Source organism: Alloalcanivorax dieselolei B5 (genome assembly GCF_000300005.1).
GTDB classification, from domain to species: Bacteria; Pseudomonadota; Gammaproteobacteria; order Pseudomonadales; family Alcanivoracaceae; genus Alloalcanivorax; species Alloalcanivorax dieselolei.
In genome coordinates this window covers 2,795,804-2,820,134 of the sequence record NC_018691.1, presented here as the reverse complement: position 1 = coordinate 2,820,134, position 24,331 = coordinate 2,795,804, and the positions used below count along the sequence as shown (strand labels likewise).

Below are 24,331 nucleotides of genomic sequence, written 5' to 3'. Positions count from 1 at the left end.
TTTATTGTTAACTAAAGTGTTGCTCAGACACCACCTCTCTAGATGGAAAGGTGGTGTTATTCTGGGTGCCTATTTCATTGATTCTGAAAGGAAATTTAATCGACTGCCATAGGCAGGTATAAAAGTGTCGGCATAGCCTGTGCCTGTACCATTTTTTGCGTTATGGAAACGTATGAGTATATCTACATCTTCGGTGTTGTACTGCTCGACAACCATACGGCCATCATCCATAAAACTAATCCCACCAGTTAGACTCATACTTATAGGATAAGATCGAACATTGGTAGTATTGCCATCGTTTGAGGGGGGCAAGCCTGTTTCGGGTACGGATGGTGCATCCACGTAAAGGTCCAGGCTTGCATTCATAATAAGCTTCCCTTCTTGTTCCGTAATCCAGCCTGTAATTGGCCGATTTCGGTATTGTGAAGACGTGTCTTCGTCGAATCGCATCCTCAGTATTTGAACTCCTGTAAAGCCCGGTATCGGAAGATCAAAGGCTGGAAATGCGGTTCGAGCGTATAGATTAAGAGAAGTAGTCAATACCTGGGATGGCCATATCTTTACTTCCAATCCTTGATCGGTAACAACATCTGTAACCTCTGCAACCATACCGCTGATGAGATAAGCAAACTTGTGTTCAGGGCACTCCATTGGAGTTAAAGGGGTTACAAAGGGAATGCCCGTGTAGGAGCACCCAAAGTTTAGTCCTTTGACAGCACCAAAGTTCTCCGGTTGTGAGGCGTATCTGGATAAGATCTTGGAGCTGTTGGGGGCTGGTTTCAGTCCGCCGGGGTCGAAGTCGGGGTTGCTATCATCGGCTAAGACACTTGGCCCATACTCTTCAACGTTAAATAAGTATTCTCCTAACCCATTTGGGTCTCCATTGGCTGTTCCGATATTAGAAAAGTCATGATAAAAATTACCATTTACATCGGATATGGGTTGGGTGCTCAGAACTTGGATAACTGTATTTCTCTTCGGGGCGCCGCGAAAGAATTGAACCATAGGCGGGCCGCCCGCTGTGTATGCTGTAGCTGTTGTCAGGACCGCGTAGTCTCGTTGTTCACCTGTCGGGCCGATATAAGAAATGGATGTTTCACCGATAGGCTGAGTTTGGAGAGGCAGTCCCTCAGTGTCACAGATGCTAGTCTCCCCGCATTGATAGTTGTCAGCTGCGTAAATTTTGCGCGCCCCGGTACTGTCTTCGGCAATCGTATATCCTGACGAAGATAGAGTGTAACGATAGAGAGCCCCTTCCTCCCAGGGTTCCTCGGGAATGAACTTTACTTGCCTGGAGGTTGCTTCTAGTTGGCCCTCAACAGTCCCTTGGACTTGCCCGTCCTGATTTAGTTTTTCTACGAAGAAGGTGTCTTTGTTAATACTCTCCGTATCCATATTTTTAGAGAATTGAACGATAATCGGGTGGTTGGTAGGAAGTGGAATTACCGGAATGATATCGTCTTTGGATTTGTTATCGATCTCTGTCCCGGGTGTTGGGAATTCAGGGGATGGGCCCTCTCCGATACCAGGAAAGCCACCGGCACAACGTCCGGCGAAATTCATGCTTAGATCACGATCATTCTCCGATAGTGCGCAAGGGAAGCCGGGATATACGGATAATACAATGGGCGATTTTGGAGAGCTCATGAAATCATCTAAAAAGCCACTGGGGCTCGGTGGAATTATTATCTCCTTGTTTTCAACTAACATTGGTAGCTGGAAGCTCTTCTCCAGCGTTGTGGTGAGGATGTTGCCCAAAGTATCACTAACTTGATTGTTGATCTCTAGCCGATAGAGAGTTTCGCTATTCTCCGGGCTATAAACCAAATCCTCCTCCGGCTTCACCACGATCGCCGCGCCATCCACATACACCTGCGCTGGCATTTCCTCTTCCGCTCCACCGTTCACGGTTTTATAGAGGGTGACATTGCCTTCCACGCTCTGCGGATCGATCGGCTCATCAAAGTTCAAAATAATCGGATCCCCCGGCTTGGCCAGCAGGGACTTGTCCTCGCCGGTGATGGTATCCGTGCCCAGGGTCCAGCTCTGCAGGGTGGGGCCGGTTTTGTCTTCCGGGGCGGTGGGGGTGTTCATCTGATCCTTGTAGGACTGCAGCTGGAAGCTGAGCAGGCCGTAGCCGTATTCCTGGCCGAGGATGTTGGGTTCCACCATGCCGACGGCGTCCAGGTTAAGGACGCCGGCGTCGGTGTCCACTTCGGCCACGCCCACCAGTTCGATGTGCATGATGTCCTGGGTGAAGCCGCCGTTGGCGCGCGGGTCCTCGGTGGCGATGCCCACGTCCATGAGCAGGTGGACGATGCGCAGGGCGTCGGCTCGGTTATGGACGTTGTAGGGGTTGGGCACCAGGTAGCCGGTGGCGTCGCTGGTGAGGCGCATGTCCACGGGGCCGGAGCCAAAGCCGGCGGGGACTTCGCCGCCGATCATCACCATTTCGATGGCGCTGCCGGTGAGCTTGGTGCCACGGGGCAGGCGGATCGGGGTGACGTCCGGGTATTCGGTGACGTCCGCCAGTTCGGCGACGACAGCGTCGGCGCTGGCCTGGGTGACGTTGACGTCTTCGCCGAGCAGGGTGCCGTTGACGGGCACCTGGTTGATGTTCTTGCCGGTGAGGCGGGACAGGCCGCTCTGGGTGATCCGCTGCACCAGCATGGCCGGTTCGCCACGCGGTGAGGAGTCCGCTGGGGTGAAGCTGATCTCGGTGCCGGCGAAGGCTTCATCAAAGGTGCTGGTGAGGCCGTTGGTGAGGCTCAGCGTGTAGTTCTGGCCGGGTGTCAGGTACTCCGGTTTCGGGTCCACGGTCATGTAATGGCCGTTGATCAGCAGTGTGGCTTCCACGGTGTCGCCGCTGCTGTCGGTCAGCACCACGGTGTCGCCGTAGCGGGCACTGGCGCGGTCCACCGGCTGGGTGAACTGGAACCGGAAGCTGGAGAAATCCATGACCGGCTCGTTGGTGTCGCCATTGGGCATCTGCCGGTCGATGGCGAAGCCTTCGTCCTTGACCACCAGGCTTCTGGGCCCTTCGGCCAGTGGCCGGGTGGTGAAGCGCAGGGTGCGGTCGGCGGAGGTGCCGTTGCGCAGGCGCAGTTTCTTGATGGCGATGGTGTAGTCGGTGAGCGGGCTCAGCGATTGCGCCGGTGTGAGGATCACGCCGCGCGGGTCCGGGCCCACGGTTTCGGCGGTGTAGTCCAGGTTGCCGCCTTCGGCGTCACAGCACAGGGTGACGCTCTGTTCCACGTCGCCGAGTGACACGTCACTGGTGAAGCGCAGCACCACCGGCGCCATGGTGGGGACTTCGGCCTGTCCGTCATCGGGGTAGGCATAGAGCAGGCTCTGTCGTTGGGCGTCGTTGGCATCATTGCCGGGCATACTTGAGCCGTCGCTGCCGCCACAGGCGGTGAGGACGGTGGCGCAGGCGGTGGCGACTAAGGTCCCGTAGAGGGTCCGGTTAAAGGTTCCGCGAATCATAAGGTTCTCCCCCCTTAAAACTGCATGCTGATGGAGGCGGCGAAGACGTTGACGTCACCGTCGGTCTTGACGCGGTCGTTGTTGCCGGTCTGGTCGGAGATCAAACGGAAGTCCCGTTCGCCGATGGCGTGGTACTGGTAGGCCAGATCGAAGCGCACCGGGTGCTTGAAGCCATAGACCCGCTGGGCGGTGGCGTGGAAGCCCAGGCCGAAGATGGTGCGGCGGGCGTCCAGATAGTTGACCTCTTTGTTGACGCCGGTCTCCAGCGGTGACTCTTGATAGGCGATGCCGCCGGAGAAGCCGATGCCGGGCTCGAACTCGTACTCCACGCCGATGCGGGGAATAAAGGTGTCCCGGAACTGCAGATCCCCCACGTCCTTGATGTCATCGTGGCCGGCGGTGAGTTTGTCTTCCAGCTTGGACCATTCCTGGAACTCCAATGCGACGCCGGTACGCCACTTGCCTTTTTTCACCTGGGTGCCGAACACGTAGGTGTTGGGCTGGTAGGAGTCGATGGTGCTCAGGTTGATGAACAGACCGGGCTCGGGGATGGTGCCGGGAATGATGGTGTTGGCGTCGACGCTGACCCGGGCGTAGGAATAGCCCCGGAAGGCGAAGGCGGTTTCCACGCCGTTGTACCAGCAGTCGGCGTCGGGGCAGAAGGTCTCCTTCCAGTCCAGGCTCATGCTGAGGATGGGCCGCAGCACCGGCTTGGCGGTGACGTCGAGGGCCTCGTACTGGGTGTTGCCGGAAAGGTCGGTGTGGGCGACCAGCTTGGCGTCGGAGTGGAGGGTGACGCGGGTGGCGAAGCCGATGGCGAGGCCACGCCAGATGTTGGTGCCGATGCCGAGGGACAGGAACAGCGGCTCGCGGCCATGGCTGAAGTACTGGCCATAAGGCGCGGTTTGCGAGGTGAAGGCCATCAGTTCTTCGGAGTATTTCTCGGAGCCGAGCAGCAGGCCGAGGACCAGGGGCTGGCCGAGTTCGGCGATGTCGGAGAGATCGGTGCGCAGGCCGAGGAGGATTTGTTGTGCGGGGTCGTCCTGGACCTTGTAGGTGCCGTGGTTCTGGCTGTCGGCCTTGAGGTTGGGATCGGCGTGCATGAGTCCGGCGGTCATTTCGCCACGGGTGTCGCGGGCGAGAAAGGCCGGGTTGTAGTAGGCGGTGGAGACCTGGGTGTTGAACATGGACAGGGCCTGGACGGTGGCGACATCGCTGGGCATGACGCCGTAGGTGGTGCCCAGGTTACCCATGTTCGCGCAAGCGATCGCCGGGGCAAGCAACAGCGCCGCGGCACCGAGGCCACGGTTCAATACGGGGCTTAGTGTCATTGCTGACAATCCTCCTGATTATCTTCTTATCGTAGTGATGTTTTATTGTTTGAGAGGCCGGCGCTTGCCCATCCCCGGGCGGCTTCTCCGGTTCAATGGAGAGTACCCCATAAGAATGGGGGCACGTAACAAGTTGGCACTAAAGTTTCAAACAGTGAGTTGTACCCTGAAAATAAGGCCTTATAAATCAATGAGTTGACCTTTATCTTCTGCGCCATTTAAAAGCGGAGAGCACGATTTGCAATGATTTTTAAAGGGGAAAGGACGGCGCGCTGGCCTTTTGCAAAAGCAATTTTTGATTGAGAAAAAGCAGGTGCTACCAATCTGCACCTGATGCGCCAAAAAAAGGGGACAGGAAAGATATCGGCCAATATTCCTATTGGGCCGTTTTTCTTTTAAGGGGATGCGAGGAGGTATTTGTACGGCAGCGGTTTATAACCAAAAAGTAAACGGATGTGCACGGAGTGTTGAGTGGCTGTGGAGAGCTATTGATTCTGGAGATATGGATTCGCGCTGTATTCGCCGCCAAGGCAGTTCCCACAGCGGCTTCGTAGCACAATCCGTGGGAAGCTGGCTTGCCAGCGAATGGATCAAGCACCTACAGGGACTTCATAGCGTAAGCAGGAGAAGGAGGAAAAAAGAGATGGCCGTTCTTGGGGGGGGGGGATTAGAACGGCCATGCTTTCAATACCTGAAAGAAGGGGTCTCACTGATTGGCACCCGTTGGGGGCGGGTGTGACCGAATCCTTGGTCGCCAGCGAGGACACTACTGTCTCACAAGTGACGGTAACTGTGTGTAAAATGCCTATAAATCAGTCTTTTAGTGTTATGCGTGTCACATTTTGGCGGCTTTCCAAGGCCAGCCATCCTTTGCCGATCGCCCGGTTGAGGGCGCAGACCAGGGCCTGAAGGGAGGCGGTGAGCACATTCTGGTCCCGGGCCACGCCGAACAACTGCCGGGTACCCACCCGGATTTCCACGTAGGCGTAAGCTTCCGAGTCGGCGCCATCACCGGCGGAATGCTGGTGGTAGTCGGCGATGTCGAAGGCCAGCCCCAGTCGGGCGCAGGCGTCCACCAGTGCCGATAACGGTCCGTTGCCGCTGCCCTGCAGGGTGAATTCGCCCTCCGGCGTTTGCAGGGCACCACGCAGACGGGCCCGGCCGTCGGCGGTGGTCACCACCGGATCCCGTAGCGCCAGGGGCGCCGCGTCGAACAGGTACTCCTTGCGGAAGCACTCGAGAATCATGTCGCCGGTGATTTCACGGCCGGTTTGGTCGGCGATCAATTGCACCGCGGTACTGAATTCCATCTGCAGACGGCGGGGCAGGGTGATGCCGTGCTGTTCCATCAGATAGGCCACGCCGCCTTTGCCGGATTGGCTGTTGACGCGGATCACCGCTTCATAGCTGCGCCCCAGGTCGGCCGGGTCCACCGGCAGATAAGGCACTTCCCAGAACCCTTGCGGGTTGTTGGCGCGGGCGGCGAAGCCTTTTTTGATGGCGTCCTGGTGGGAGCCGGAGAAGGCGGTGAAAACCAGATCACCGGAATAGGGGTGGCGCGGATGCACCGGCAACTGGTTGCAATATTCCACTTCCCGCTGGGTGTGGTGGATATCGGAGAAATCCAGGCCCGGGCTGACGCCGGCGGCGTACAGGTTCATGGCCAGGTTGAGCAGGTCCAGATTGCCGGTGCGTTCGCCGTTGCCAAACAAGGTGCCTTCGACCCGCTCGGCGCCGGCCAGCAATGCCAGTTCCGCGCTGGAAACGCCGGTGCCACGGTCGTTGTGCGGGTGCACGCTGATGATGATGCTGTCCCGCCGGGAAACGTGACGGCAGAACCACTCGATCTGGTCGGCGAACACGTTGGCGGTGGCGACCTCCACGGTGGTGGGCAGGTTGAGGATCATTTTGTGCCGTGGCGTGGGTGCCATCACGTCCATCACCGCCTCGCAGATTTCCAGAGCGAAATCCTGCTCGGTGAAGCAGAAAGTTTCCGGGGAGTACTGGAAAGTCCAGTCGGTGTCCGGATAGCGCGCCATCTGTTCCCGGATCCGCCGGGTGGCGTGGGTGGCGATGTCGATGCAGCCCTGGCGGTCCACATTGAACACCACTTCACGGAATACCGGGGCGGTGGCGTTGTAGACGTGAACAATGGCGCGGGGCACGCCTTGCAGCGCCTCGAAAGTGCGCTCGATAAGATCTTCCCGGGCCTGGGTCATCACCTGGATGGTGACGTCATCGGGGATGGCGTTGGTCTCGATCAGCTCGCGGACGTAGTCGTAATCGATCTGCGAGGCCGCCGGGAAGCCCACCTCGATTTCCTTGAAGCCGGTGCGTACCAGCAAATCGAAGAAGCGCCGCTTGCGTTCCAGGCTCATGGGGTCGATCAGGGCCTGGTTGCCGTCGCGCATGTCCACGCTGCACCAGACCGGTGGGTGCCTCTGAACCCGGTCGGGCCACTGGCGGTCCGGCAGTTGGACGGTCTGGAAGGGGCGGTATTTGCTGGACGGGTCCTTCAACATCATTTCGATTCTCCTGCGATTCGGGGGGCATCACCCGCGGGTGACTCCGCGTTGTCCTGATCCGCCAGATAGTGGCGGATGGCTTGTTCGGCCTGGCTCAGATGGCGGCGTAGCAGTGCCAGGGCACGGCTCTCGTCGCCACTCCGCGCGGCATCGAGCAGGGCATCGTGGTCATCGCGGGCCTGGTGGCCGGTGCCCATGGCGGAAAGATGGAAACGCAAAAAGCGCTCTTCCTGCTCCAGTTCCTGTTCGATCAGGTACAGCAGACGGGCGTTGCCGGCCCGCCGGTAGAGCGCCATATGGAACTCCCGGTTGAGGCGGGCGAGGGTGGCGCTGTCCCTGGCGCTTCGCAGGGAGGCCAGACGAGCGGAGGCTTCGGCCAGATCGGTGTCGCTCAGATGCGGTAGCGATAGACGCAAGGCTTCCGGTTCCAACAGCAGGCGCACGCCGTAGGTGTCCATGGCGTCCTGGTTGATCAGTGCGGTTACCACGGCACCTTTGTACGGCTGGATGTGCAGCAGCCCCTGAGACTCCAGCCGGCGCAGGGCTTCGCGCACCGGCATGCGGCTGACGCCGAACAGGGCGGCGATTTCTTCCTGGCGCAGTGGGGTTTCCGGCGGGATGCGGCCGTCCATGATTGCTTCGCGCAGCGCGCTTTCGATCACGTCCCGTGCCAGATGAGCCGGGGTCTCGGTGGGCGTGAAGACACCGGAGAGCGTGGGAATGGGTTTGCGGGGCACGGTGCACCTCTAAATTGGATCCTGGATCCAATTTAGAATATGACGATAAGGCGGTGGCTGTAAACAGGAGAGGAGTGCTTTGCGTTCGCTGCCTTGGCAGCGAATACAGCACAAGCTCATCGCTCGTAAACCAATAGACCGGCCACGGCTATGGCGTCAGCGGCAGTTACCGGCCTTGCGGTAGCCGGCGGCGCGGGCGGCGGCTTCGCTATCGAAGTTCACCCGGTTGCTGGGTTTCATGGCGTTATAGCTGGGGCAGCCCTGGGGCAGATGATAGACCTTGCTGTTGCGGTTGCCGTGAATGGGGCCTGTGGGCCGGACGCTTTCGGCGTTGGCCGGCGGCCGGGAATCGGCGATGGAGGAGACCAGGCCCTCGCGGCTGTTGCGGTGGTTCAGCGTCCAGCTTCGTTCGCCGGTAACGAACGGATTGGAGTGCCCCATGATCGCGGCGATGCGGCGGTCCCGCTGGCGCTCCCAGGCGGACACCGGATGGCCACGGTCCCAGGCCATCAATAGCCGTTGCTGTTGTTTGCTCAGGCGCAGATCATAGCGGTCGGCCATGTAGAAATAGACGCGGGCGACCTGGCCGCGCAGTGCCGGTGGCGGTTGCGCGGTGCGGTGTTTGAAATCGACCTTGAAATCGCAGGCGCCATATTGAGCCGCCACGTTCCGAACCGGTCCGAAGTTGTAGTTGCTGCGATCACCGTTGACCTCGCCTACCACCGGGGTGAGGTTGTGCATGTCCGCTTCCATGACGCGGAATACGGGATCTTCCGATACGCAGTTGCGGCGCCCGCCGTTTTGCCAGCACTGGCGTTGGCGGCCGAAGTTGGAGGCGGGAACGATATGTTCCCATTCAATGCGCGCGGCCCGATTGGCCTGCGCGCGCACCTGGTAACCGCATTCCCGCAGATGCACCCGGCCGCCGGTGCGGCCGGTCCAGTCCCAGGTGCATTGGCAGTAGGCGTCGCCGACCTGATTGCGATCGTTGTAAACGTGATCGCGCAGTTCTTTTTTGGCTTCGGCGAAGTGTTGTGGCGCGGCCAGCGCCGATAAGGTGAAAAGACAAACAAACAGAGCGAGGAGCCCGCGTTTCAACAATGTCATTAACAAAAAAGCCTTGTTTTACAGTGTGGGAACGGCATGAAGTGAGCGGCGCGCAGTATAGCGATTTGATCGGCCGGGGAAAGGGGAATATGACAATGTAAAAGCGCGATCAGAAGGGGTACGAAGCCGCTGTAGGAGCTTGCCCTGCAAGCGAATCTTTTGGCCCGGAAACCGAATTCGCTTGCAGGGCAAGCTCCTACAACGGCTTTGCCGGATCGGTAAGAGGATCTGCGTTGTGCGCCCGGTATGGTTCGTTTTTACGGCGGGGTGCTATAGTCCGGCCTGCACTGATCACGGAGGTTCTATGAAAGGAATATCCCGATGCCGTGGCGCTCTGCTGGTGGCCGTCGCCACGGTGGCATTGACCGCCTGCTCCGAGCCCACCATTGATGGCGGCTCCGAACAGGCATTGCAAACGTCCATCGCCCAGGTCCGCGATGGTTTGCCGCCGGAGCAGGCTGATCGTTTCGAGCAAGCGCTGCAGGTGGTCGCCTCCGACAAAGTGACTTTCGCCGCCTCCGTGGAAGGCGATCCGGAAGACGTGAAAGAGATTTTGCGGCTCGCTCTGAATGGCAAGACCGGTAAGGCGGTGATCGCTCAGGCGGATCGCATTCAGCAAACCCGGGAGCAGGCTCGCCGGGACAAGGCGGAGGAAGAAATCAAAGCCCTGGAGGCGGAGAAAGCCAGAGCCGACCAGGACCGGGCGGCACTGTCCCGGTTTCAGGTGGCCTCGGCGAATTTCTTCATGAAGGACCGCAAGATGTTCGGCAAGGAACCGGTCATTGAACTGTCAGTGACGAACGGTACCGATAAGCCGGTGTCCCGGGCGCATTTCCAGGGGCGTTTCATCAGCCCGGATCGCAGCGTGCCCTGGTTCGAGGACGATTTCAGCTACGAGATTCCCGGTGGTCTGGAGCCGGGAGAGAAAGCCACCTGGAGCCTGTCACCGAGCCGTTTTGGCCCCTGGGGTGACCCGGATGTTCCCGAAGACGCGAAGTTCAGTGTCACCGTGGTGGGGCTGGACGGCGCGGAGGGCGAGCCGCTGTTCGATGATCATGCGTTCAGCGAAACCGCGGGGCAGCGTCTGGCGGAGCTGAAGGAACAGTACCGGGCGGAATAGTCCGGTTCATTCCTCCGGCACGTAGATCATGCGCCCGTCATCGAGGCGGTAGGTGATGCCGGCCCGTGATCCCTGGCCTTGGCCGACTTCGCCGTTGGATTCGTAGCGCGTCAGTTCCTGCCCGTCCTTGATGGTGATGCGCATGTCCGCCTCGCCCGGGTTTTCCACTACCACCACCTTGTCCCGCGAGAACGGATTCAGCGGGTTCTGCGCGATCACCACCATCAGCATGCCGATGATGACCAGGAAAAGGTCGATCAGATTGACCACCGAGAGCATCGGATCGTTGGCGTCCTCGTCGTCCAGAAAGCGCATCAGTGCCGCCCCTCCTGGTGGCGTTGCTGTTCCAGTTCGAGCAGGTCCTGCAGCAACCAGCGCCGGCGAACGGTGAGGATGAAAAAGCAGATGCTGGCCGCCAACAGAGCCAGGATCACGGCGGAAAACGCGGCCACCATGTTTTTGCCGACGGCGCCGGCGTCGTTATTCCCCAGTGCCAACAGCGCCGGCCCCATGGGGATCATGGTGGCGATCAGGCCGAGCATGGGCGCGGTGCGGGACACGATGCGCAGCCATTCCAGGCGCCTCATGATCCACAGTTCCAGATCGTCGCTGGCCGGCTGTCGTTTCGCCTCGTCCGGGCCGATATCTTGCCGGGCGAACGCGAACAGCTCCCCGGTATGATCACCACGGTGGCGTTGCCACGTTTCCACCAGGAAGGCGCCGAGCATCACCAGGGCATAGCCCAGGGCGAGGGCGATCAGGGCCAGAACCGGTGCCAGAAAAATACGGGAGACGGCGTAAAGCAGGGTTTCGATGTCAGCAAAAAAGGTCATGAGATTCTCAGGATTCGATTTTCCGGGAAAGTAACCGCGGTGCACGTTGGCCACGGGCCTGCCACAGGGCGCCGGCGCCGATCAGAAGCCCCATCAGTGTTAGCGCCCACAACAGGCGGGGCGCGTCCGGGGACTCAGCGGCGACTGCCTCCATGACCCGCCCTTGAACCGCCTGCGGTGCATCGGACTCGTCGGACGGCGACGGCTGCGCCGGGTTGGGGGCAGCGGCGGTGTCCGGTTTGGCGCCGCCATCAAGCCCGAAGCCGCGCGCCATGTCGGCGATGAAGCGGCGGGTCACCTCGGTGCCGGTGTCCACTTCGAGCTGCTCCGACAGGGTTTGCCAGCGTTGCGCCAATTGGCGGCGGATTTGCTCGGAGGCGTCCCAGTAGCCCTTGCGGATGGCCTCGGCCATGCGTTCCAGCATTTGCGCCTGAGCAGTGGGATTGTGCTGCTCGAACCACTCGTTGGTGCCCAGTTCACGGCTGTCGGTCACGTAGGTATCGAACAGTGACTGCCACTGGTCGTCGCGCACGGTGTTGGGATCCATCACCTGCCAGCCGAACAGATTATTGGTGGCGTTGAGGACTTGCAGGGTGCCGGCGTAGCCTTCCTGCTGCATGGCGCCGATCCATTGCGGGTTGAGGTAACGCACGCGCAATTCGTTGGCGAGGAAGCGATCCAGGCCGGTGGTGTTGACGGCGCCGCCGCGCAAGTCGGAGATCAATAACTGCGGCGCCTTGCCGTCCAGATGACGAATGGCCGACGACAAGCCGCCAAGAAATTCAAAGGGATGGTCGGTGGACAGCACGCCGTGCAGGTTCGACGAGCGTGACATGATCGCCGCCTCGGTGCCGCGCAGTTGCTCGGCCAGCAGGTTGGCCGTCCCGGGACTGTCACCCCAGCTTTGGCCACCGTAAGCGTGGCGGCTGCTGGCGAGGAATTGCCGTGCCAGGGCGTCGTCGTCTTCCCACTCGGTGGAACGCAGGGCCAGATCGGGCACACCGGTACCGTACTTGCCGGAGGCATTGCCGAAGAGCCGATAGCGTGCGGCGGCTTCCGCTTCGGCGTCCGACAGGCCCTGTTGCCGCAAAGCGGCGGCGATGCGTTGATTGTTGGCGGCGATCGGGTTGCCGGGCTCGTCCCGTTCGGCGAGTCGTGTCAGCGCATCGTCGAGCAGTCGCATGAAGCTGTCGAATTGATCGCGATAAACGCCGGTGACCTGCACCACCACGTCGGTCCTGGGGCGCCCCAGTTCCGCGGCGGGAATGATCTCCAGCTCGGTGACCCGGCCGGCGCTGTCCCACACCGGCCGCAGGCCCAGCGCGTGCAGGATTTGTGCTTCGGTCACGCCGAGATGACGAATCGCTTCCGAAGCCCACAGGCTGAACGCCAGCTTGCGCGGCGAGGCGCCGTCATGCTCGGCGTGGAAGGCCTGCACCAGTTGTGTATAGGCGGTGCCGGCGGCGTCGTAGGCGGCCCGGGCCGGGATCTTGTCGGCTTCGAAGGCGTACAGATTACGGCCGCTGGCCACGTCCGGATTGCGGATCGGATCACCACCAGAGCCGGGCTGCATGAAGCGGCCCGCCAGCCCGGCCAGCAGCGCTTCGTTCTCTCGGGTATTGATCAAGTGCTGATTCAGTTGCCGCGCTCGACCGGCAAAGTCCGCAAGGTCATCGGGCGTATCCCGCGAGGCTTCGGGGTCGAGGAAACGACGCACCGTTTGATAGGGGAGAGTGGTGCTCAAGTCATCCTGGTCGACGGCGAACAGTTCTTCATGGTCTGTTCCCAGGGCGGTGTAGAACGGCTCGCCGAGTTGCTGCATGACAGTGCTGATGCGATGTTCGTCCTTGGCGGGTTCGCCAAAGGTATGCAGCCCCAGCGGCATGGCGGCGCGCGCCAGCTCGTGCAGATGATCGTGCAGCTGTTGCAGGAAAGTGGTGAAGTCCTGCTCGGTCTGTTGCGCCGTCCAGCCCAGATCTTCATGCAGGTGCGCGCTGATGGCGGTTTCACGGATACGCGCACTGACTTGCTCACGCACCATGCCGGGATCCAGTTGCTGATATTCATGAATCAGATGGTGCAGGTCACGTAGCTGGTCGTACAGCCCGGCCGGCGCGAACGGCGGTGTCTGATGACTGATGGTGACGGCGCGGCCACGTCGCTTGGCCTGGATGGCTTCGCCGACGTTGTCCTGAATGTAGGGATAAAACACCGGCAGATCGCCCACCGCCAGCCAAGGGTAATCGCTGGCGGCGAGACCGCGGTCCTTGCCGGGCAGCCATTCCTGGGTGCCGTGGGTGCCCAGATGGATCAGCGCGTTGGCCTGGTATTGCCGTTGCAAATACAGATAGGCGGCCATATAGAGAGGATCGGGGATGCTGTCGGTGTCATGGTAATGTGCCGATGGATCTCCGCTGCGCGGCATTTGCGGCATCACCAGCAGCTGCCCGAGCCGCCAGCGCGGAATGACAAAATAGCGCTTGCCGTCCACCTCCCGCACAGCGTCATGGCGTTCGGGTTCACCGCCGCGCTTCAGTTCGGCTCGACGTGATGACGGCAACCGCGCCAGCCACTGCTGGTATTCGTCCACGGGGAACAGCGCGGCCATGTCCTCGGCCAGCAACTCGTCCAGCGATACCGTGCCGTACAGAGCGCCGAGCATGCGCTGGCCGGCGGCGATCACCTGCTGCTCGGTCACCGGTTCACCCACCGAGTATCCCGCCTCGGCCAGGGCAGTCTGAATGGACACAATACTGCGTGGAAGGTTGAGGTTCGATGCGCCCAGGTTCTTCTCGCCAGCCGGGTAATTCCAGTACATCAGCGCCAGTTTCTTGTCCGCCGCCGGTATATGGCGCAGCGCCACCAGACTGCGCAGTTTGCCGATCAGCGCATCGGTTTGTGCCGGCAACAGATCGTCCACGCCGCCGGTGGTGGCGGAAAGCACGGTGGGATCGCTGATGCCCCAGCCTTCGGGGGTAGCCAGAAACACGGCGGTAGTACGTGGAGCCACGCCGCTTTTGGCGTCGGGCCAGTCGCTGGCTTCCCCGTCACGGAACCGCAATGTCTGGATCACCGGAATGTCCAGTGCGAGGAAATCCCGGCGGCGCGCCTTGCCGTCACGCAGGTGGGTGAGGTTGACCAGTACATCCACCTGCCCGTTGCCGAGGACGCCGCTCAGCCCTTCCGAACCGGCGGCGTCGAACCAGAATACGATCGGCAGCAGACCGGCGGCTTCGCTGCGGGCGATCAGGGTATCCACTTCGCGGGTGAGCAGGTCGGAGACCACGCCCCGGTGAATCAGGAACGCCACCCGGCCTTCGGGCCGGCTCTGCCGCTGTGTGCCATGCCAGCCAAGATAGTCGCCAATGTGCTCGAAAACACGGGGCGCGCGCGGGTGGTAGAAGCCGTTGCCGGGCAAGGATTCGGGGGCCTCGAGCAGATGCGCCGGGGTCGGGGCGCCGCCTTGCAACGCTTTGGCCAGAGCAAAGAAACGACGGAAATTGTGCTCGCCTCCGGCGACGTACAGGGCGCTCAGGACGCCGCCGTGGCGGGGCTGTAACTGTTCCCAGTCGGGGCGGCCGCCACCGATGATCAAGAGGGGGCGTTCGCTGTACTCCGGAATGACGTCCAGCTTTTGCGTCACCATCACGCGATCATTCGGGCGCGGTACGTCCAGGACGATCAGCGCGGCGGAGCGTGCCGCTTGCCGCAGTGTGGCCGCTGTGCTGGTCTCCACGTTCAGGTGCCGCAGCGCCATGCCTTCCTGTTTGGCGAAGGTTCGCAGCTGCTGAAATTTTTCCGCCGACACGAAATCGTTGTGAAAGACCTGTATCAATGGTTCGGCGGTGGCGGCGGCCGCTCCTGACAGGCTGATCAGCAGGCAGGTCAGGAGCAACCGGAAATAGTGCAAGGGCTGTGCGCTCATCAGAATGTGGCCGTCAGGCCGACAAAGTACCGCCGCCCTTCGTCGGCACGGTCGTAGAGATCGGGGTCATCATTGGCCAGGCGCTCGTCGGTAAGGTTTTCGACACCGGCGTGCAGGCTGATCCCGGGGCTGAAGGCGTAGTCCACATTGCTGTACAACAAGGTGTGATCCGGCCGGTCGCGCTCGGTGTCGGAACGATACTGGGAACCGACGTACTCGGCGCGGACACGGGTGCTGATCCGGTCGGTGGTCCGCCAGATCAGTGTGGTGTTGGCGCGGTGCCGGGAACGGTCGGCCAGGCGTTCGTCGTTGGTACGGTCGCGGGCATCCAGATAGGTGTAGTTGGCTTCCAGCCGCCAGCGTTCGAGCAGATCCACCGCGGCGGTCAGCTCCAGTCCGCGCAGGCGCGCCTTGGCGATGTTGTCGTATTCCAGACAGACATAACCGGGTTCGAAGCAGGTCGGCTGGCGCACGGTTTCGATCAGGTTGCGCACGTCGTTGTGGAACAGGGTGGCACCGGCGGACCAGCGGTCCTGAGTGAGCGTGGCACCCAGTTCAAAGGAACGGTTGGTCTCCGGTTCCAGGTTCGGGTTGCCCCGGATGATACCGCGCCCGCCCATGGCGGCACGGGATTCGAATTCCGGCGACAGTTGTTTCAGGGTCGGTGCCTTGAAGCCGTGACCGGCGCCGGCCTTGAACGTCAGCTGTTCGCTGGCATGGAACATCAGATAGGCACGTGGGCTGGTTTCCCAGCCGAAGTCCTGGTGATGATCAAAGCGGCTGCCGAGCACCAGCTCCCATTTTTCACCGAGAAAAATCTCGTCCTGGGCAAAGGCGGCGTAGTGAGTCAGGTCGTCCTTGCCCTTGCGGTTGATATTGGGATCTTCCAGTTCCTCGTGCCGGACTTCACTGCCGACGGTGAGCTTGTGCATGCCGCCGGCGATCCAGCCCACGCGCCCGTCCAGCACAGTGTCGGTGAACCGGTTGGGGCCGGTGGTATCCGCGCCGTCACTGCGGTAGGTCTCGCGATCCAGGGTGCTGCGATAGAGCCGGACCTGACTGTTGCCCCAGCCCCAATCGCCCCGGTGGGAGAGAGAATAACGGCGGCGCTGGACGTCATTGTCGGATTGGTAGGGGCTGGCGCGGCTGCTGCCGCGAACGCCTTCCAGATCCTCGTTGCCGGCGTCCACGGAGAGATCGATGCGTTGATAGGGATCCGGTGTCCAGGTCAGGCCCACGTGGCCGCTGGTGGCGCGCTGTTCGTCCAGGGCGGTGAGTTCGGGGTCGGTGGCGTCGAGCAGGGCGTCGCGGCGGCGGTATTCACCCCAGACGTTGACCCCCAAGGTTCCTGGTACCAGTGGGCCTCCGGCGTAGAAACCGCCTTTATAGTGGTTCCCGTCCAGGCTGTGATCGCTGATCAGGGCCTGGCTGCTGAACGATCCCTGCCACTGATCGGTGGCGGAACGGGAAAGGATATTGACCACGCCACCCAGCGCTTCCGAGCCGTACAGCGACGACATCGGCCCGCGCACCACCTCCACCTGTTCGATGGCTTCCACCGGCATCCAGCCCAGCTCGAAGTCCGAGTGGGCGATGGCGGAGGCGGAGTTGCTGATGCGCTGGCCGTCGATCAGTACCAGGGTGTGTTCGGAGCTCATGCCCCGGATCGAGATGCCGCGTCGGCCGAGACCGACACTCTCCACGTCGATGCCGACGGCATCCCTGACCGCGTCGGAAAGATCATGAACGGGTCTTTGCCGCAGGTCATCGCCATTGATCACCGATACGCTGGCGGGGGTATCCGCCTCGTTCCGCTCCGAGGCCGTGGCGGTGACCACAATGGCGGGCAGGGTGGCGACTTGATGGCGCGGCGGGGACTCCTTACCGAGGGCCGGACTGGCGGTGACAAGGGCAGAGAGCGGCACAAGGGATACCAGCGAACGTCGGAACATCGGAGCCTCACGAGAAGGGCGCCAGGTGGCGCCAAAAAAGAATAACGGCGGCAAAAGGCTCTGTTCCTCCCCCGAGGAAAGAGCACGGTGGACCGGTTCCAAGGGTGGTTCCGGATCTCAATTTAAATTATGTTATATCATAACAATTGAGAAACCAACACCATCCTTCCTGAACAGGAGTGCCTCATGTCTGATGCCACCGCCACGTCTTCCATGGACCAGCCGCCGACGGAAGCGGCGCTGCGGCGGATGCCCAAACGGGACTACATGAACCGGCGCCAACAGATGTTCTTCCGGCAGCGTTTGCTGGCGATGAGAGAGAAGATTGAAGTGGATCTGGCCACTTACCGCCTGGCGTTGCAGTCCGATGAGCGGCAACCGGACGACTTCGACCTGGCCAGTGCGGAGGAAGATCGGCGCTATCTGTTGAGGACCATTGAGCGTAACATCGGGTTGCTGAAAAAAGTGGATGGCGCCTTACGGCGGCTGGCTACCGGAGACTATGGTTACTGCCTGGAAAGCGGCGAACCGATCGGTATCGAGCGGCTGCTGGCCAGGCCGACGGCGGAGTATTCCATCGACGTGAAAGCACGCCAGGAAAGCCGGGAACGGCATTACGTTCATCACCGTTCGTGATCGGAGCACAGGCCTCTTGATTCGGGGCAAGCCAGAGTCAGTTGTTGGAAATCGGGGCACGGTCCGTGGTTTCTTCCATCCTTCAAGGAGAAATGAACCGGCCCCAACGGCGGGGAGGCGGGCGGCTATTCCATCAGCGTGACTTGATAGTGGCCCTCTTTGTCGGTGCCGGTCTCCTGAACCAGAAGCGCCTGACCATTTTTCCGCGCGATCCAATACACGCTGCTTTTATCCCGATTATGGATTTCCACTTCCTGGCATCGGTAGCGTGTGCCGGCGAGGTCGATGTATTTTTCGCCGCGGGCGGTCAGGGTGTAAGTCAGAATCTCCATGTTCTCGGGTTCAAAAACTCTTACGGCGGTCTCATTGAACCGGTAATCGTGATCGTGAATGTAATCCGGCAAGGCTTCATCGACCACGTCGAAGCTGGTCAACGGCACCATGATGCCCTGATCCGAGTCCTCGCCGCCGAACACGGAGAGGAAGCCCAGCTCAGGGAAGAACTCGGTCAAGATGGAGAACGATACGTCGACGACCTGCTCATCCTCTCTTTGCCGGCCGCTCTTGACTTCGGACGCGGTCACCCACAACTGCCCTTCATATTCTTCCCCGTGAATATAGAATCCCTTCCCGTTTTTGAAGAGCTTCATATCCAGACTGACAGGTTTGTGATTCCGCAGGCGACTTCGTATCTGATACTTGCGTGACCAGCTTCCCCACCATCCGGAGAGGGACAGGTCGCCACTGACCGAGATCACTTTATCCTTGCTGTTCTCTGTACCGGACCGTTCTTCCAAATGAACAATCTCACCGAGGTATTTGTCGTCGGAGAGTACCGAGTAACGCACGCTGTCCCGTTCCGCCGCCGCGACGGAGGCGGAGCACATTCCCATATACGCGGCCCAAAGCACTTTTCCCATCCTGGTCATTCTCGTTCTCCCCACGGTCGAATCCCTTTCACTGCTCTGCACCACATTCCAGAGCGAACGCCTTGCGCAAGTGCTTTTCCGCCGAATCGGGGCTTACCGGGCTGATACCAGAGATCAACAGCCCGGCCAGGCCATCGTAAAGAGCACCCAGTCGAAGCGCGCTTGCCTCGGGATCCGGCAGTCGCCATGAGCCGGACTCACAGCCGTCGCTGAGCACCCTGGCCAAGCCGTCCTGCATACGCGCCTGGATGGACTTCAAAGCGTTTCTCATCGGCTTGTCGCTCGCCGCCAGTTCGGTGGCTTCGATCCACAGCCGCCAATAGGGACGAGCGGCCTCGACAAAGGCCTCTCGGAAGTAACGTTCCATGACGATTTGTGCTGTCTGCTCCTGTTCGAATTGATCCTTGGCCACTTCCTCGAACAGGGCTTGCCAGGCCGCGGCACGCAACTCGGGCCAGCGAAAGTAGTGATTGAGCAGCCCGGTGCCGACACCGGCCCTCTGAGTGACCGCCCGTGTCGTCGCGGCCGTCAGCCCACTTTCGACGAGTACCTCGATGGTCGCGTCAATCAACGTCGCCTGACGTTCCCGGGATTTTCGGGTGCTCATTTTTCTCTCCCGTCTTGACAGAGTTGAACATACGCTCAATATTAATTGAACAATCGCTCAAAATCGAGACCCTAATCGTGTTTTCACAACCACAGCCCACATCCATGCCATCCTCAGGACACCGGTCATCCGGACGTAATCCCCATCCGGACGCGGTACGCGTGACCGCGTTGATGGGCATCTGCATCGTCAACGTGCCGTTCATGGCGTTGCCGGTGGAAGCCAGTCTGGTCCCGCCGTCAGCCGCCTTGGATCAGGTGGCGGCCTTTCTGGTGGAGGGGCTCTTTCAGGCGAAATTTTTCTTGCTGTTTTCTTTCTTGTTCGGCTGGTCCCTGCATCAGCAAGCGCAATCCGCTCAAAAAAAGGGCGTCTCCTTCAATCGTCGCTACGCCCGGCGCTTGTCGGGCCTGGCGGTACTTGGCGTACTTCACGCGGTCTTGGTTTTCAATGGGGATATCCTGTTGCTCTACGTTTTGCTGGGCCTGGTGATCTGGCCTCTGCGTCAGCGCGACCCGGCCACGCTGATACGCATCGCGCTGACCATGGTGCCGCTGGGCGTGGTGTCGTTGACCTCTCTGGGAATATTGCTGCCGGACACATTGTCCTCGGGCACGACATTGGGTGGGGGATATTGGGAGGCGACTCGGACCCGCTGGCTTGATTGGCCAGGGACATTTGCGTTTCTGTTGCTGTTCCAGGGACCGTTGGCGTTCGCGGCCTTTGCTTCCGGTCTTGCCGCGGCCAAGAGCGGCTTCTTTGAAACGCCGTTGAACCGGGGGCGTGTCTCCCTGAACAAAGGGCTGCCCTGGCTGATTTTCTTCGGCGTTACCTTCAATCTCTACTACGCCGCCGCCATGAGTTGGATGATTCCCCCTGAGCGGGGCCTGCACTCGCTGGCCGGCCTGGTCGTCCTGGTGCTTGGTGCTCCACTGCTTTCCGCCGCTTATCTGGGACTGCTGCTGAAGCTGACCGAGCGGTACACGCTGCCAGACTGGTTGATGAGGGCGGGGCGTAACTCGCTTTCAGTGTATGTGCTGCAAGGTATTCTCGCCGGTGCCGTGTTCGGCGGCTACGGACTGGGGCTGTTCGGGACGATGGGGCAGGGCGCGCTGTTCTTCGTCGCCATCGCGGTGGCGGTGATGTCGATGGCGATTGTCAGTGTCCTGGCGAAACGGTTTGAACGCGGCCCTCTTGAGGCGCTGTTGCGAGCCTGGACGTACGGCGGCACGCCGTGACCGGCCGCTGGGTTCGGTTCCATTTGATGTGAAAAAAGCGTGTAAAAACGTAAACGGGGCAGCAAAAGGAACGTAAAAATGGCCAAAGATGCACTACACTACCGTTTACGGTAAAGGAGGTTTGATTCGCTGGGACGCGGTTGAATCGTCAATCTGTCGCCAGGGCCGGTGTGATCCCGGTGGGCGGCGAAACGAGGACCATCACGTCAATGATTGAGTATTTTGCCCCAGGCGAACACCCGCGCGGTTTCGTCGGGTTCCTGGTGACGGCCCGTATCGACGGTCATACCAGAAAAGCGACGTTCTCCACCCGGACAGCGTCATCCCAGGAGAAATCCAACCTATGGGTCCAATACCAGTGGTTAAGCGCCGTGGGGATGGACCTGGAATGGAAAATCGAGAAACGGGAACGGCACTATCAGCGATTCGTGACCAGCGATCACCCCGACACACGGCCGGGACGCGGCCTGGGTGTTCATGGCCTCACCGCCGCCTTTTATGCGTCCGGAGACGACTGGATTCCGGCCTTCTCCGTGGCACGCAACCCGGATGTGCTGGGGCGTCCGCAAGCGGATCGGCGCTTCACTTTCGAGCACGCTCCGTACTCCGCGGTCTGGCGGGACGCGGTGATGTTCTGGGCCGAGGAACACGCCATCGAGGATACCGACCGGGAGCGTTTACTGACGCGGACTCCGGAGCCGGCGCTCTTTTCGGCGTTGCGGCGGCGGATGAACGATGAAGGGAACGACATCCCCACGGAAGCCTTATCCTCGGTATACCGCGAGCAACGCGATGCGCTGGCGGCCACAAGAGCACCGGCACAGGCTTTGGAAGCGGCACTCACCGACGATCTGAACGACTGGCAGCGCCGTTACAAAAAGCGCGGAGAGAGCGCCGCCTGACACGGATCATCATCGGCGTCCAGGTCGTATCACTGATACTCGAATCAAGGGAATCGGGGTTGAAGCGGACTGCCAGGGAGGGGCGGATGGTGCCGCCAAGCCAGTGAGGATGGCGATTTAGACCGTGGCTACCTTCAATGGAAACCACGTCGAGATCCAGGTCGCAATGCTCGCCGCACTCCAAACCCCAGCGATCATAGGCCAACTGCGCGTAGGTGCAGGAAAATCCATTGTGGCCCACTGGCGTTGAGTTTCGTTGGCTTTGCGCCTGGGCGGTCGCGCTGACCGCCAGTGCCGCGGAGCAAAAAGCCAAGGTTGTCACCAGCCCTATGTTTTTAGACGATCGGGTTGGATCAATATTAATTCTCTTCACTCCCAAGGAAGTGCCGTTATTGACAAATATTAGGTAGGGAATGGACAGCGCTTCTCGTGCCGGTATCGCTCATCCTTTAAGGTCATTGCCCTTGGTCAGGCACGCTGGGCCTTTGCGGTCTCGGAATCCCGCGGTTCGCCGGGGCGCCTCACCATCCGTTTTCACAGGATGTTCAGGGCGTCCGGTTTTGGCATTTGCATAAAATTGCCTCTTTCCAAGGGGATTACCTCACTATAGAGTGCACAAGTGTACACATTTGAGGTAAAAGGAGCCCAGGCATGACCACCCAGGAACCCGAACATAGGCCCGGCAAGGGCTGGCTGGCCGGGTTGGCGACCCTCACTGACCTGTTCGCCTACCCATTGCGAACCTCTCATTATGTGGAGCTGGTGAACCCGCTATGGACCACCCATCGCATGCATGCCCGGGTGGTGGCCGTTTGGGATGAGACCAGGGACGCCCGCACCATCACACTGAAGCCCGGGGCCAACTGGCGGTTACACCGCCCCGGTCAGCATGTTCGCGTGGGCATTCCGGTGGACGGGCGGCACTATACCCGCACGTACACGATTTCCTCACCACCGGAACGGGACGATGGTTGCTTCACCATCACCGTCAAGAAGATCGACGGTGGCCGTTTGTCGCACCACATTGTGCGTCATCTGAAGGTGGGGGATTACGTTCCGGTGGGGTTGCCTCAGGGGGATTTCTATCTGCCGGACGCTTCGCCGATCCAGCCGTTGTTCATTACCGCCGGCAGCGGCATCACACCGATAATGAGTATGTTGCGCAGCCTGGTATTACAGCAGCGTCTGCCGGACACGGTGCACATTCACTACGCACCCCACGAGTTCGACACCATCTTTGGTAAGGCACTGCGCGAGTTGAGCGCCGAACAGTGCCATTACCGTCTGCACGAAATACATACCCGAAAGCAAGCCGGCAACATGGCTTACTTCAGCCGCGAAGCGTTGGAGCGGTTCTGCCCGGGATGGCGTGAACGGGATTGTTACGCTTGCGGTCCGCCGGGCCTGTTGGCCGTGCTGGAAGAAACCTGGGCGGAAGCCGGCCTGTCGCAACGGTTGCATATCGAACGTTTCCGCGCCGACTTCGCGCCTATCCCGGACAATGCCGAAGGCGGCCTGGTGCGTTTCACGCAAAACAATATCGAGGTCAATGCCGACGGCCAGGCCAATTTACTGAGTGTCGCCGAGGACGCTGGGCTCAACCCGGCCCACGGTTGCCGTATGGGAATTTGCCACACCTGCAACACCACGCTGAAATCCGGCTGCGTTCGCGATCTGCGCAGCGGTGACTTCATCAATGAACCGGGGGCGATGGTGCAGATATGCGTCTGCGCGGCCGCCGGTGACTGTGAATTGGATATCTAGGGAGCCAGGTATGACGACACGACGAGGCTTGCCGGTGGACCTCACCGAAGAACAGATCGACGAGTTCGGGCGTGAAATGGATGCCATCTATTACGAAACCCTGGAGTCCCGGGGGGAGAGGGATCGGCGTTATATCCTGCGTCTGATCCGCATTCAACGCAGTCTGGCGCTGATTGGCCGGCTGACTATCTATGCCAGTCTGTTGCTGTTGCCGGCCTGGCCCCACGCCCTGGCCGGTTGGGGCGCCACGCTGATCGTCATGGCGCTTGGCGTGATTATGCTGGGCGTCGCCAAGATCCTTGAAAACATGGAGATCGCCCACAACGTGCTGCATGCCCAGTGGGACTGGATGAAAGATCCGGAGATCCAGTCCAACACCTGGGAGTGGGACACCATGAGCCCCTCCGATCGCTGGATGCATTCGCACAATGTGGTGCACCACACCTGGACCAATGTGCTGGAGAAAGACCTGGACGTGGGGTATGGCATCATGCGCGTGACACCCCTGCAGCCCTGGAAGCCGGCTTATCTGCTGCAGCCTATTTATTTCGTGCTGTTGATGCTGCTGTTCGAGGAAGGCGTGGCATTGCACGAGCAGGCGATCGTCGACGTCATGGAGCGCAAGAAAAAGCACCGGGAAATCCTGCCGCTGATGAAGCACATCGGCCGGAAAATCTGGGGCCAGGTGCGCAAGGATTACATCATGTGGCCCGGCCTCGCCGCCCTGGTGTCGATCCCGATTTCCCTTTACGTGCCGGGGGCACCGCTGACGGTGTTTCTGTTGGTGGCCGGGGCCAATGCCGTCGCCAATATCATCCGCAACATCTGGGCGTTCGTGATCATCTTCTGCGGGCATTTCCCCGCCGACGTCTACAACTTCACCGAGGAGCAGGTGGAAGGCGAATCCCGTGGCCAGTGGTACATCCGCCAGTTGCTCGGTTCCGCCAACATCACCGGCGGCCCGTTTTTCCACGTGATGTCCGGCAATCTCAGCCATCAGATCGAGCACCATCTGTTTCCGGATTTGTGCAGCAACCGCTATCCGGAAGTGGCGCCACGGGTGAAAGCGCTGGCGGCGCGGTACGGTCTGCCGTACAACACCGCGCCGCTATGGCGGCAGTTCGGGACCACTTGGCTGAACAACCTGAGGCTGGCATTCCCGGGCGGGAAGTTGCCGCCGGAGCCCGCTCGAGCTCGCGCTTGAGCGGGCTGGCGATCCTTGACGCAGGGTTGATACCGATT

General features: G+C 60.5%; 17 protein-coding genes. 6 read left to right on the top strand and 11 right to left on the bottom strand.

The window, feature by feature from the left end; genetic code table 11:
* Positions 1 to 69: 69 nt before the first annotated feature.
* From B5T_RS12540 to B5T_RS12520, 5 genes are all read right to left on the bottom strand, one after another.
* Positions 70 to 3,486 carry an Ig-like domain-containing protein gene (locus B5T_RS12540; protein WP_014994880.1) on the bottom strand — a complete coding sequence of 1,139 codons (3,417 nt, stop codon included), beginning with the start codon at positions 3,484 to 3,486 and terminating at the stop codon, positions 70 to 72.
* 14 nt (positions 3,487 to 3,500) lie between these two features.
* Positions 3,501 to 4,817, bottom strand: coding sequence for an outer membrane protein transport protein (locus B5T_RS12535; protein WP_014994879.1), 1,317 nt, complete (start codon positions 4,815 to 4,817; stop codon positions 3,501 to 3,503).
* An 812-nt stretch (positions 4,818 to 5,629) separates the two neighbouring features.
* Positions 5,630 to 7,342 carry a 2-isopropylmalate synthase gene (gene leuA / locus B5T_RS12530; protein ID WP_014994878.1) on the bottom strand — a complete coding sequence of 571 codons (1,713 nt, stop codon included), beginning with the start codon at positions 7,340 to 7,342 and terminating at the stop codon, positions 5,630 to 5,632.
* Positions 7,339 to 8,079, bottom strand: coding sequence for a GntR family transcriptional regulator (locus B5T_RS12525; RefSeq protein WP_014994877.1), 741 nt, complete (start codon positions 8,077 to 8,079; stop codon positions 7,339 to 7,341). The genes leuA and B5T_RS12525 overlap by 4 nt, the downstream gene beginning before the upstream one ends.
* A gap of 156 nt (positions 8,080 to 8,235) precedes the next feature.
* Complete coding sequence (locus B5T_RS12520; protein ID WP_014994876.1) at positions 8,236 to 9,186, bottom strand: endonuclease; 951 nt, start codon at positions 9,184 to 9,186, stop codon at positions 8,236 to 8,238.
* 304 nt (positions 9,187 to 9,490) lie between these two features.
* Between B5T_RS12520 and B5T_RS12515 the strand changes: the two genes are divergently transcribed.
* A complete protein-coding gene (locus B5T_RS12515; RefSeq protein ID WP_014994875.1) occupies positions 9,491 to 10,306 on the top strand; it encodes a DUF6694 family lipoprotein in 816 nt (271 codons plus the stop codon).
* 6 nt (positions 10,307 to 10,312) lie between these two features.
* Here B5T_RS12515 and B5T_RS12510 read toward each other — a convergent pair whose 3' ends face one another.
* Genes B5T_RS12510 through B5T_RS12495 form a run of 4 tightly spaced genes read right to left on the bottom strand, consistent with a single transcriptional unit; the run spans position 10,313 to position 17,016 of the window.
* On the bottom strand, positions 10,313 to 10,621 hold the full coding sequence (locus B5T_RS12510) for a DUF2149 domain-containing protein (RefSeq protein ID WP_014994874.1): 309 nt from the start codon (positions 10,619 to 10,621) through the stop codon (positions 10,313 to 10,315).
* Positions 10,621 to 11,139 carry a MotA/TolQ/ExbB proton channel family protein gene (locus B5T_RS12505; RefSeq protein ID WP_014994873.1) on the bottom strand — a complete coding sequence of 173 codons (519 nt, stop codon included), beginning with the start codon at positions 11,137 to 11,139 and terminating at the stop codon, positions 10,621 to 10,623. The genes B5T_RS12510 and B5T_RS12505 overlap by 1 nt, the downstream gene beginning before the upstream one ends.
* 7 nt (positions 11,140 to 11,146) lie before the next feature.
* Positions 11,147 to 15,064 (bottom strand): cobaltochelatase subunit CobN, encoded by a 3,918-nt coding sequence (cobN, locus tag B5T_RS12500; protein ID WP_014994872.1) that lies wholly within the window; start codon positions 15,062 to 15,064, stop codon positions 11,147 to 11,149.
* Entirely contained in the window at positions 15,064 to 17,016 is a 1,953-nt protein-coding gene (locus tag B5T_RS12495) for a TonB-dependent receptor domain-containing protein (protein WP_081586868.1), read from the bottom strand. The genes cobN and B5T_RS12495 overlap by 1 nt, the downstream gene beginning before the upstream one ends.
* A gap of 186 nt (positions 17,017 to 17,202) precedes the next feature.
* Between B5T_RS12495 and B5T_RS12490 the strand changes: the two genes are divergently transcribed.
* A complete protein-coding gene (locus B5T_RS12490; protein WP_014994870.1) occupies positions 17,203 to 17,652 on the top strand; it encodes a TraR/DksA family transcriptional regulator in 450 nt (149 codons plus the stop codon).
* 125 nt (positions 17,653 to 17,777) lie between these two features.
* Here B5T_RS12490 and B5T_RS12485 read toward each other — a convergent pair whose 3' ends face one another.
* Complete coding sequence (locus B5T_RS12485) at positions 17,778 to 18,581, bottom strand: hypothetical protein (RefSeq protein WP_148279262.1); 804 nt, start codon at positions 18,579 to 18,581, stop codon at positions 17,778 to 17,780.
* 28 nt (positions 18,582 to 18,609) lie between these two features.
* Entirely contained in the window at positions 18,610 to 19,188 is a 579-nt protein-coding gene (locus tag B5T_RS12480; RefSeq protein WP_014994868.1) for a TetR/AcrR family transcriptional regulator, read from the bottom strand.
* Between the two features lie 161 nt (positions 19,189 to 19,349).
* Here B5T_RS12480 and B5T_RS12475 point away from each other — a divergent pair, with 161 nt between their 5' ends.
* The 4 genes from B5T_RS12475 (at position 19,350) to B5T_RS12460 (ending at position 24,293) form a co-directional block, all read left to right on the top strand.
* Complete coding sequence (locus B5T_RS12475; RefSeq protein WP_014994867.1) at positions 19,350 to 20,423, top strand: DUF418 domain-containing protein; 1,074 nt, start codon at positions 19,350 to 19,352, stop codon at positions 20,421 to 20,423.
* Positions 20,424 to 20,632: 209 nt separating this feature from the next.
* Complete coding sequence (locus B5T_RS12470) at positions 20,633 to 21,325, top strand: hypothetical protein (protein ID WP_014994866.1); 693 nt, start codon at positions 20,633 to 20,635, stop codon at positions 21,323 to 21,325.
* A gap of 651 nt (positions 21,326 to 21,976) precedes the next feature.
* Positions 21,977 to 23,089 (top strand): ferredoxin reductase, encoded by a 1,113-nt coding sequence (locus tag B5T_RS12465; protein ID WP_014994864.1) that lies wholly within the window; start codon positions 21,977 to 21,979, stop codon positions 23,087 to 23,089.
* Between the two features lie 10 nt (positions 23,090 to 23,099).
* Positions 23,100 to 24,293 carry a fatty acid desaturase family protein gene (locus B5T_RS12460; protein WP_014994863.1) on the top strand — a complete coding sequence of 398 codons (1,194 nt, stop codon included), beginning with the start codon at positions 23,100 to 23,102 and terminating at the stop codon, positions 24,291 to 24,293.
* Positions 24,294 to 24,331 lie beyond the last annotated feature (38 nt).

What these genes read in the sequence shown, in the direction of transcription:
- B5T_RS12470 (WP_014994866.1), top strand. Translation starts at nt 20,633, where the DNA reads ATGATTGAGTATTTTGCCCCAGGCGAACACCCGCGCGGTTTCGTCGGG.
- B5T_RS12505 (WP_014994873.1), bottom strand. Translation starts at nt 11,139, where the DNA reads ATGACCTTTTTTGCTGACATCGAAACCCTGCTTTACGCCGTCTCCCGT.
- B5T_RS12485 (WP_148279262.1), bottom strand. Translation starts at nt 18,581, where the DNA reads ATGACCAGGATGGGAAAAGTGCTTTGGGCCGCGTATATGGGAATGTGC.
- leuA (WP_014994878.1), bottom strand. Translation starts at nt 7,342, where the DNA reads ATGATGTTGAAGGACCCGTCCAGCAAATACCGCCCCTTCCAGACCGTC.
- B5T_RS12515 (WP_014994875.1), top strand. Translation starts at nt 9,491, where the DNA reads ATGAAAGGAATATCCCGATGCCGTGGCGCTCTGCTGGTGGCCGTCGCC.
- B5T_RS12535 (WP_014994879.1), bottom strand. Translation starts at nt 4,817, where the DNA reads ATGACACTAAGCCCCGTATTGAACCGTGGCCTCGGTGCCGCGGCGCTG.
- B5T_RS12520 (WP_014994876.1), bottom strand. Translation starts at nt 9,186, where the DNA reads ATGACATTGTTGAAACGCGGGCTCCTCGCTCTGTTTGTTTGTCTTTTC.
- cobN (WP_014994872.1), bottom strand. Translation starts at nt 15,064, where the DNA reads ATGAGCGCACAGCCCTTGCACTATTTCCGGTTGCTCCTGACCTGCCTG.
- B5T_RS12495 (WP_081586868.1), bottom strand. Translation starts at nt 17,016, where the DNA reads ATGTTCCGACGTTCGCTGGTATCCCTTGTGCCGCTCTCTGCCCTTGTC.
- B5T_RS12465 (WP_014994864.1), top strand. Translation starts at nt 21,977, where the DNA reads ATGACCACCCAGGAACCCGAACATAGGCCCGGCAAGGGCTGGCTGGCC.
- B5T_RS12510 (WP_014994874.1), bottom strand. Translation starts at nt 10,621, where the DNA reads ATGCGCTTTCTGGACGACGAGGACGCCAACGATCCGATGCTCTCGGTG.
- B5T_RS12460 (WP_014994863.1), top strand. Translation starts at nt 23,100, where the DNA reads ATGACGACACGACGAGGCTTGCCGGTGGACCTCACCGAAGAACAGATC.
- B5T_RS12540 (WP_014994880.1), bottom strand. Translation starts at nt 3,486, where the DNA reads ATGATTCGCGGAACCTTTAACCGGACCCTCTACGGGACCTTAGTCGCC.
- B5T_RS12480 (WP_014994868.1), bottom strand. Translation starts at nt 19,188, where the DNA reads ATGAGCACCCGAAAATCCCGGGAACGTCAGGCGACGTTGATTGACGCG.
- B5T_RS12490 (WP_014994870.1), top strand. Translation starts at nt 17,203, where the DNA reads ATGTCTGATGCCACCGCCACGTCTTCCATGGACCAGCCGCCGACGGAA.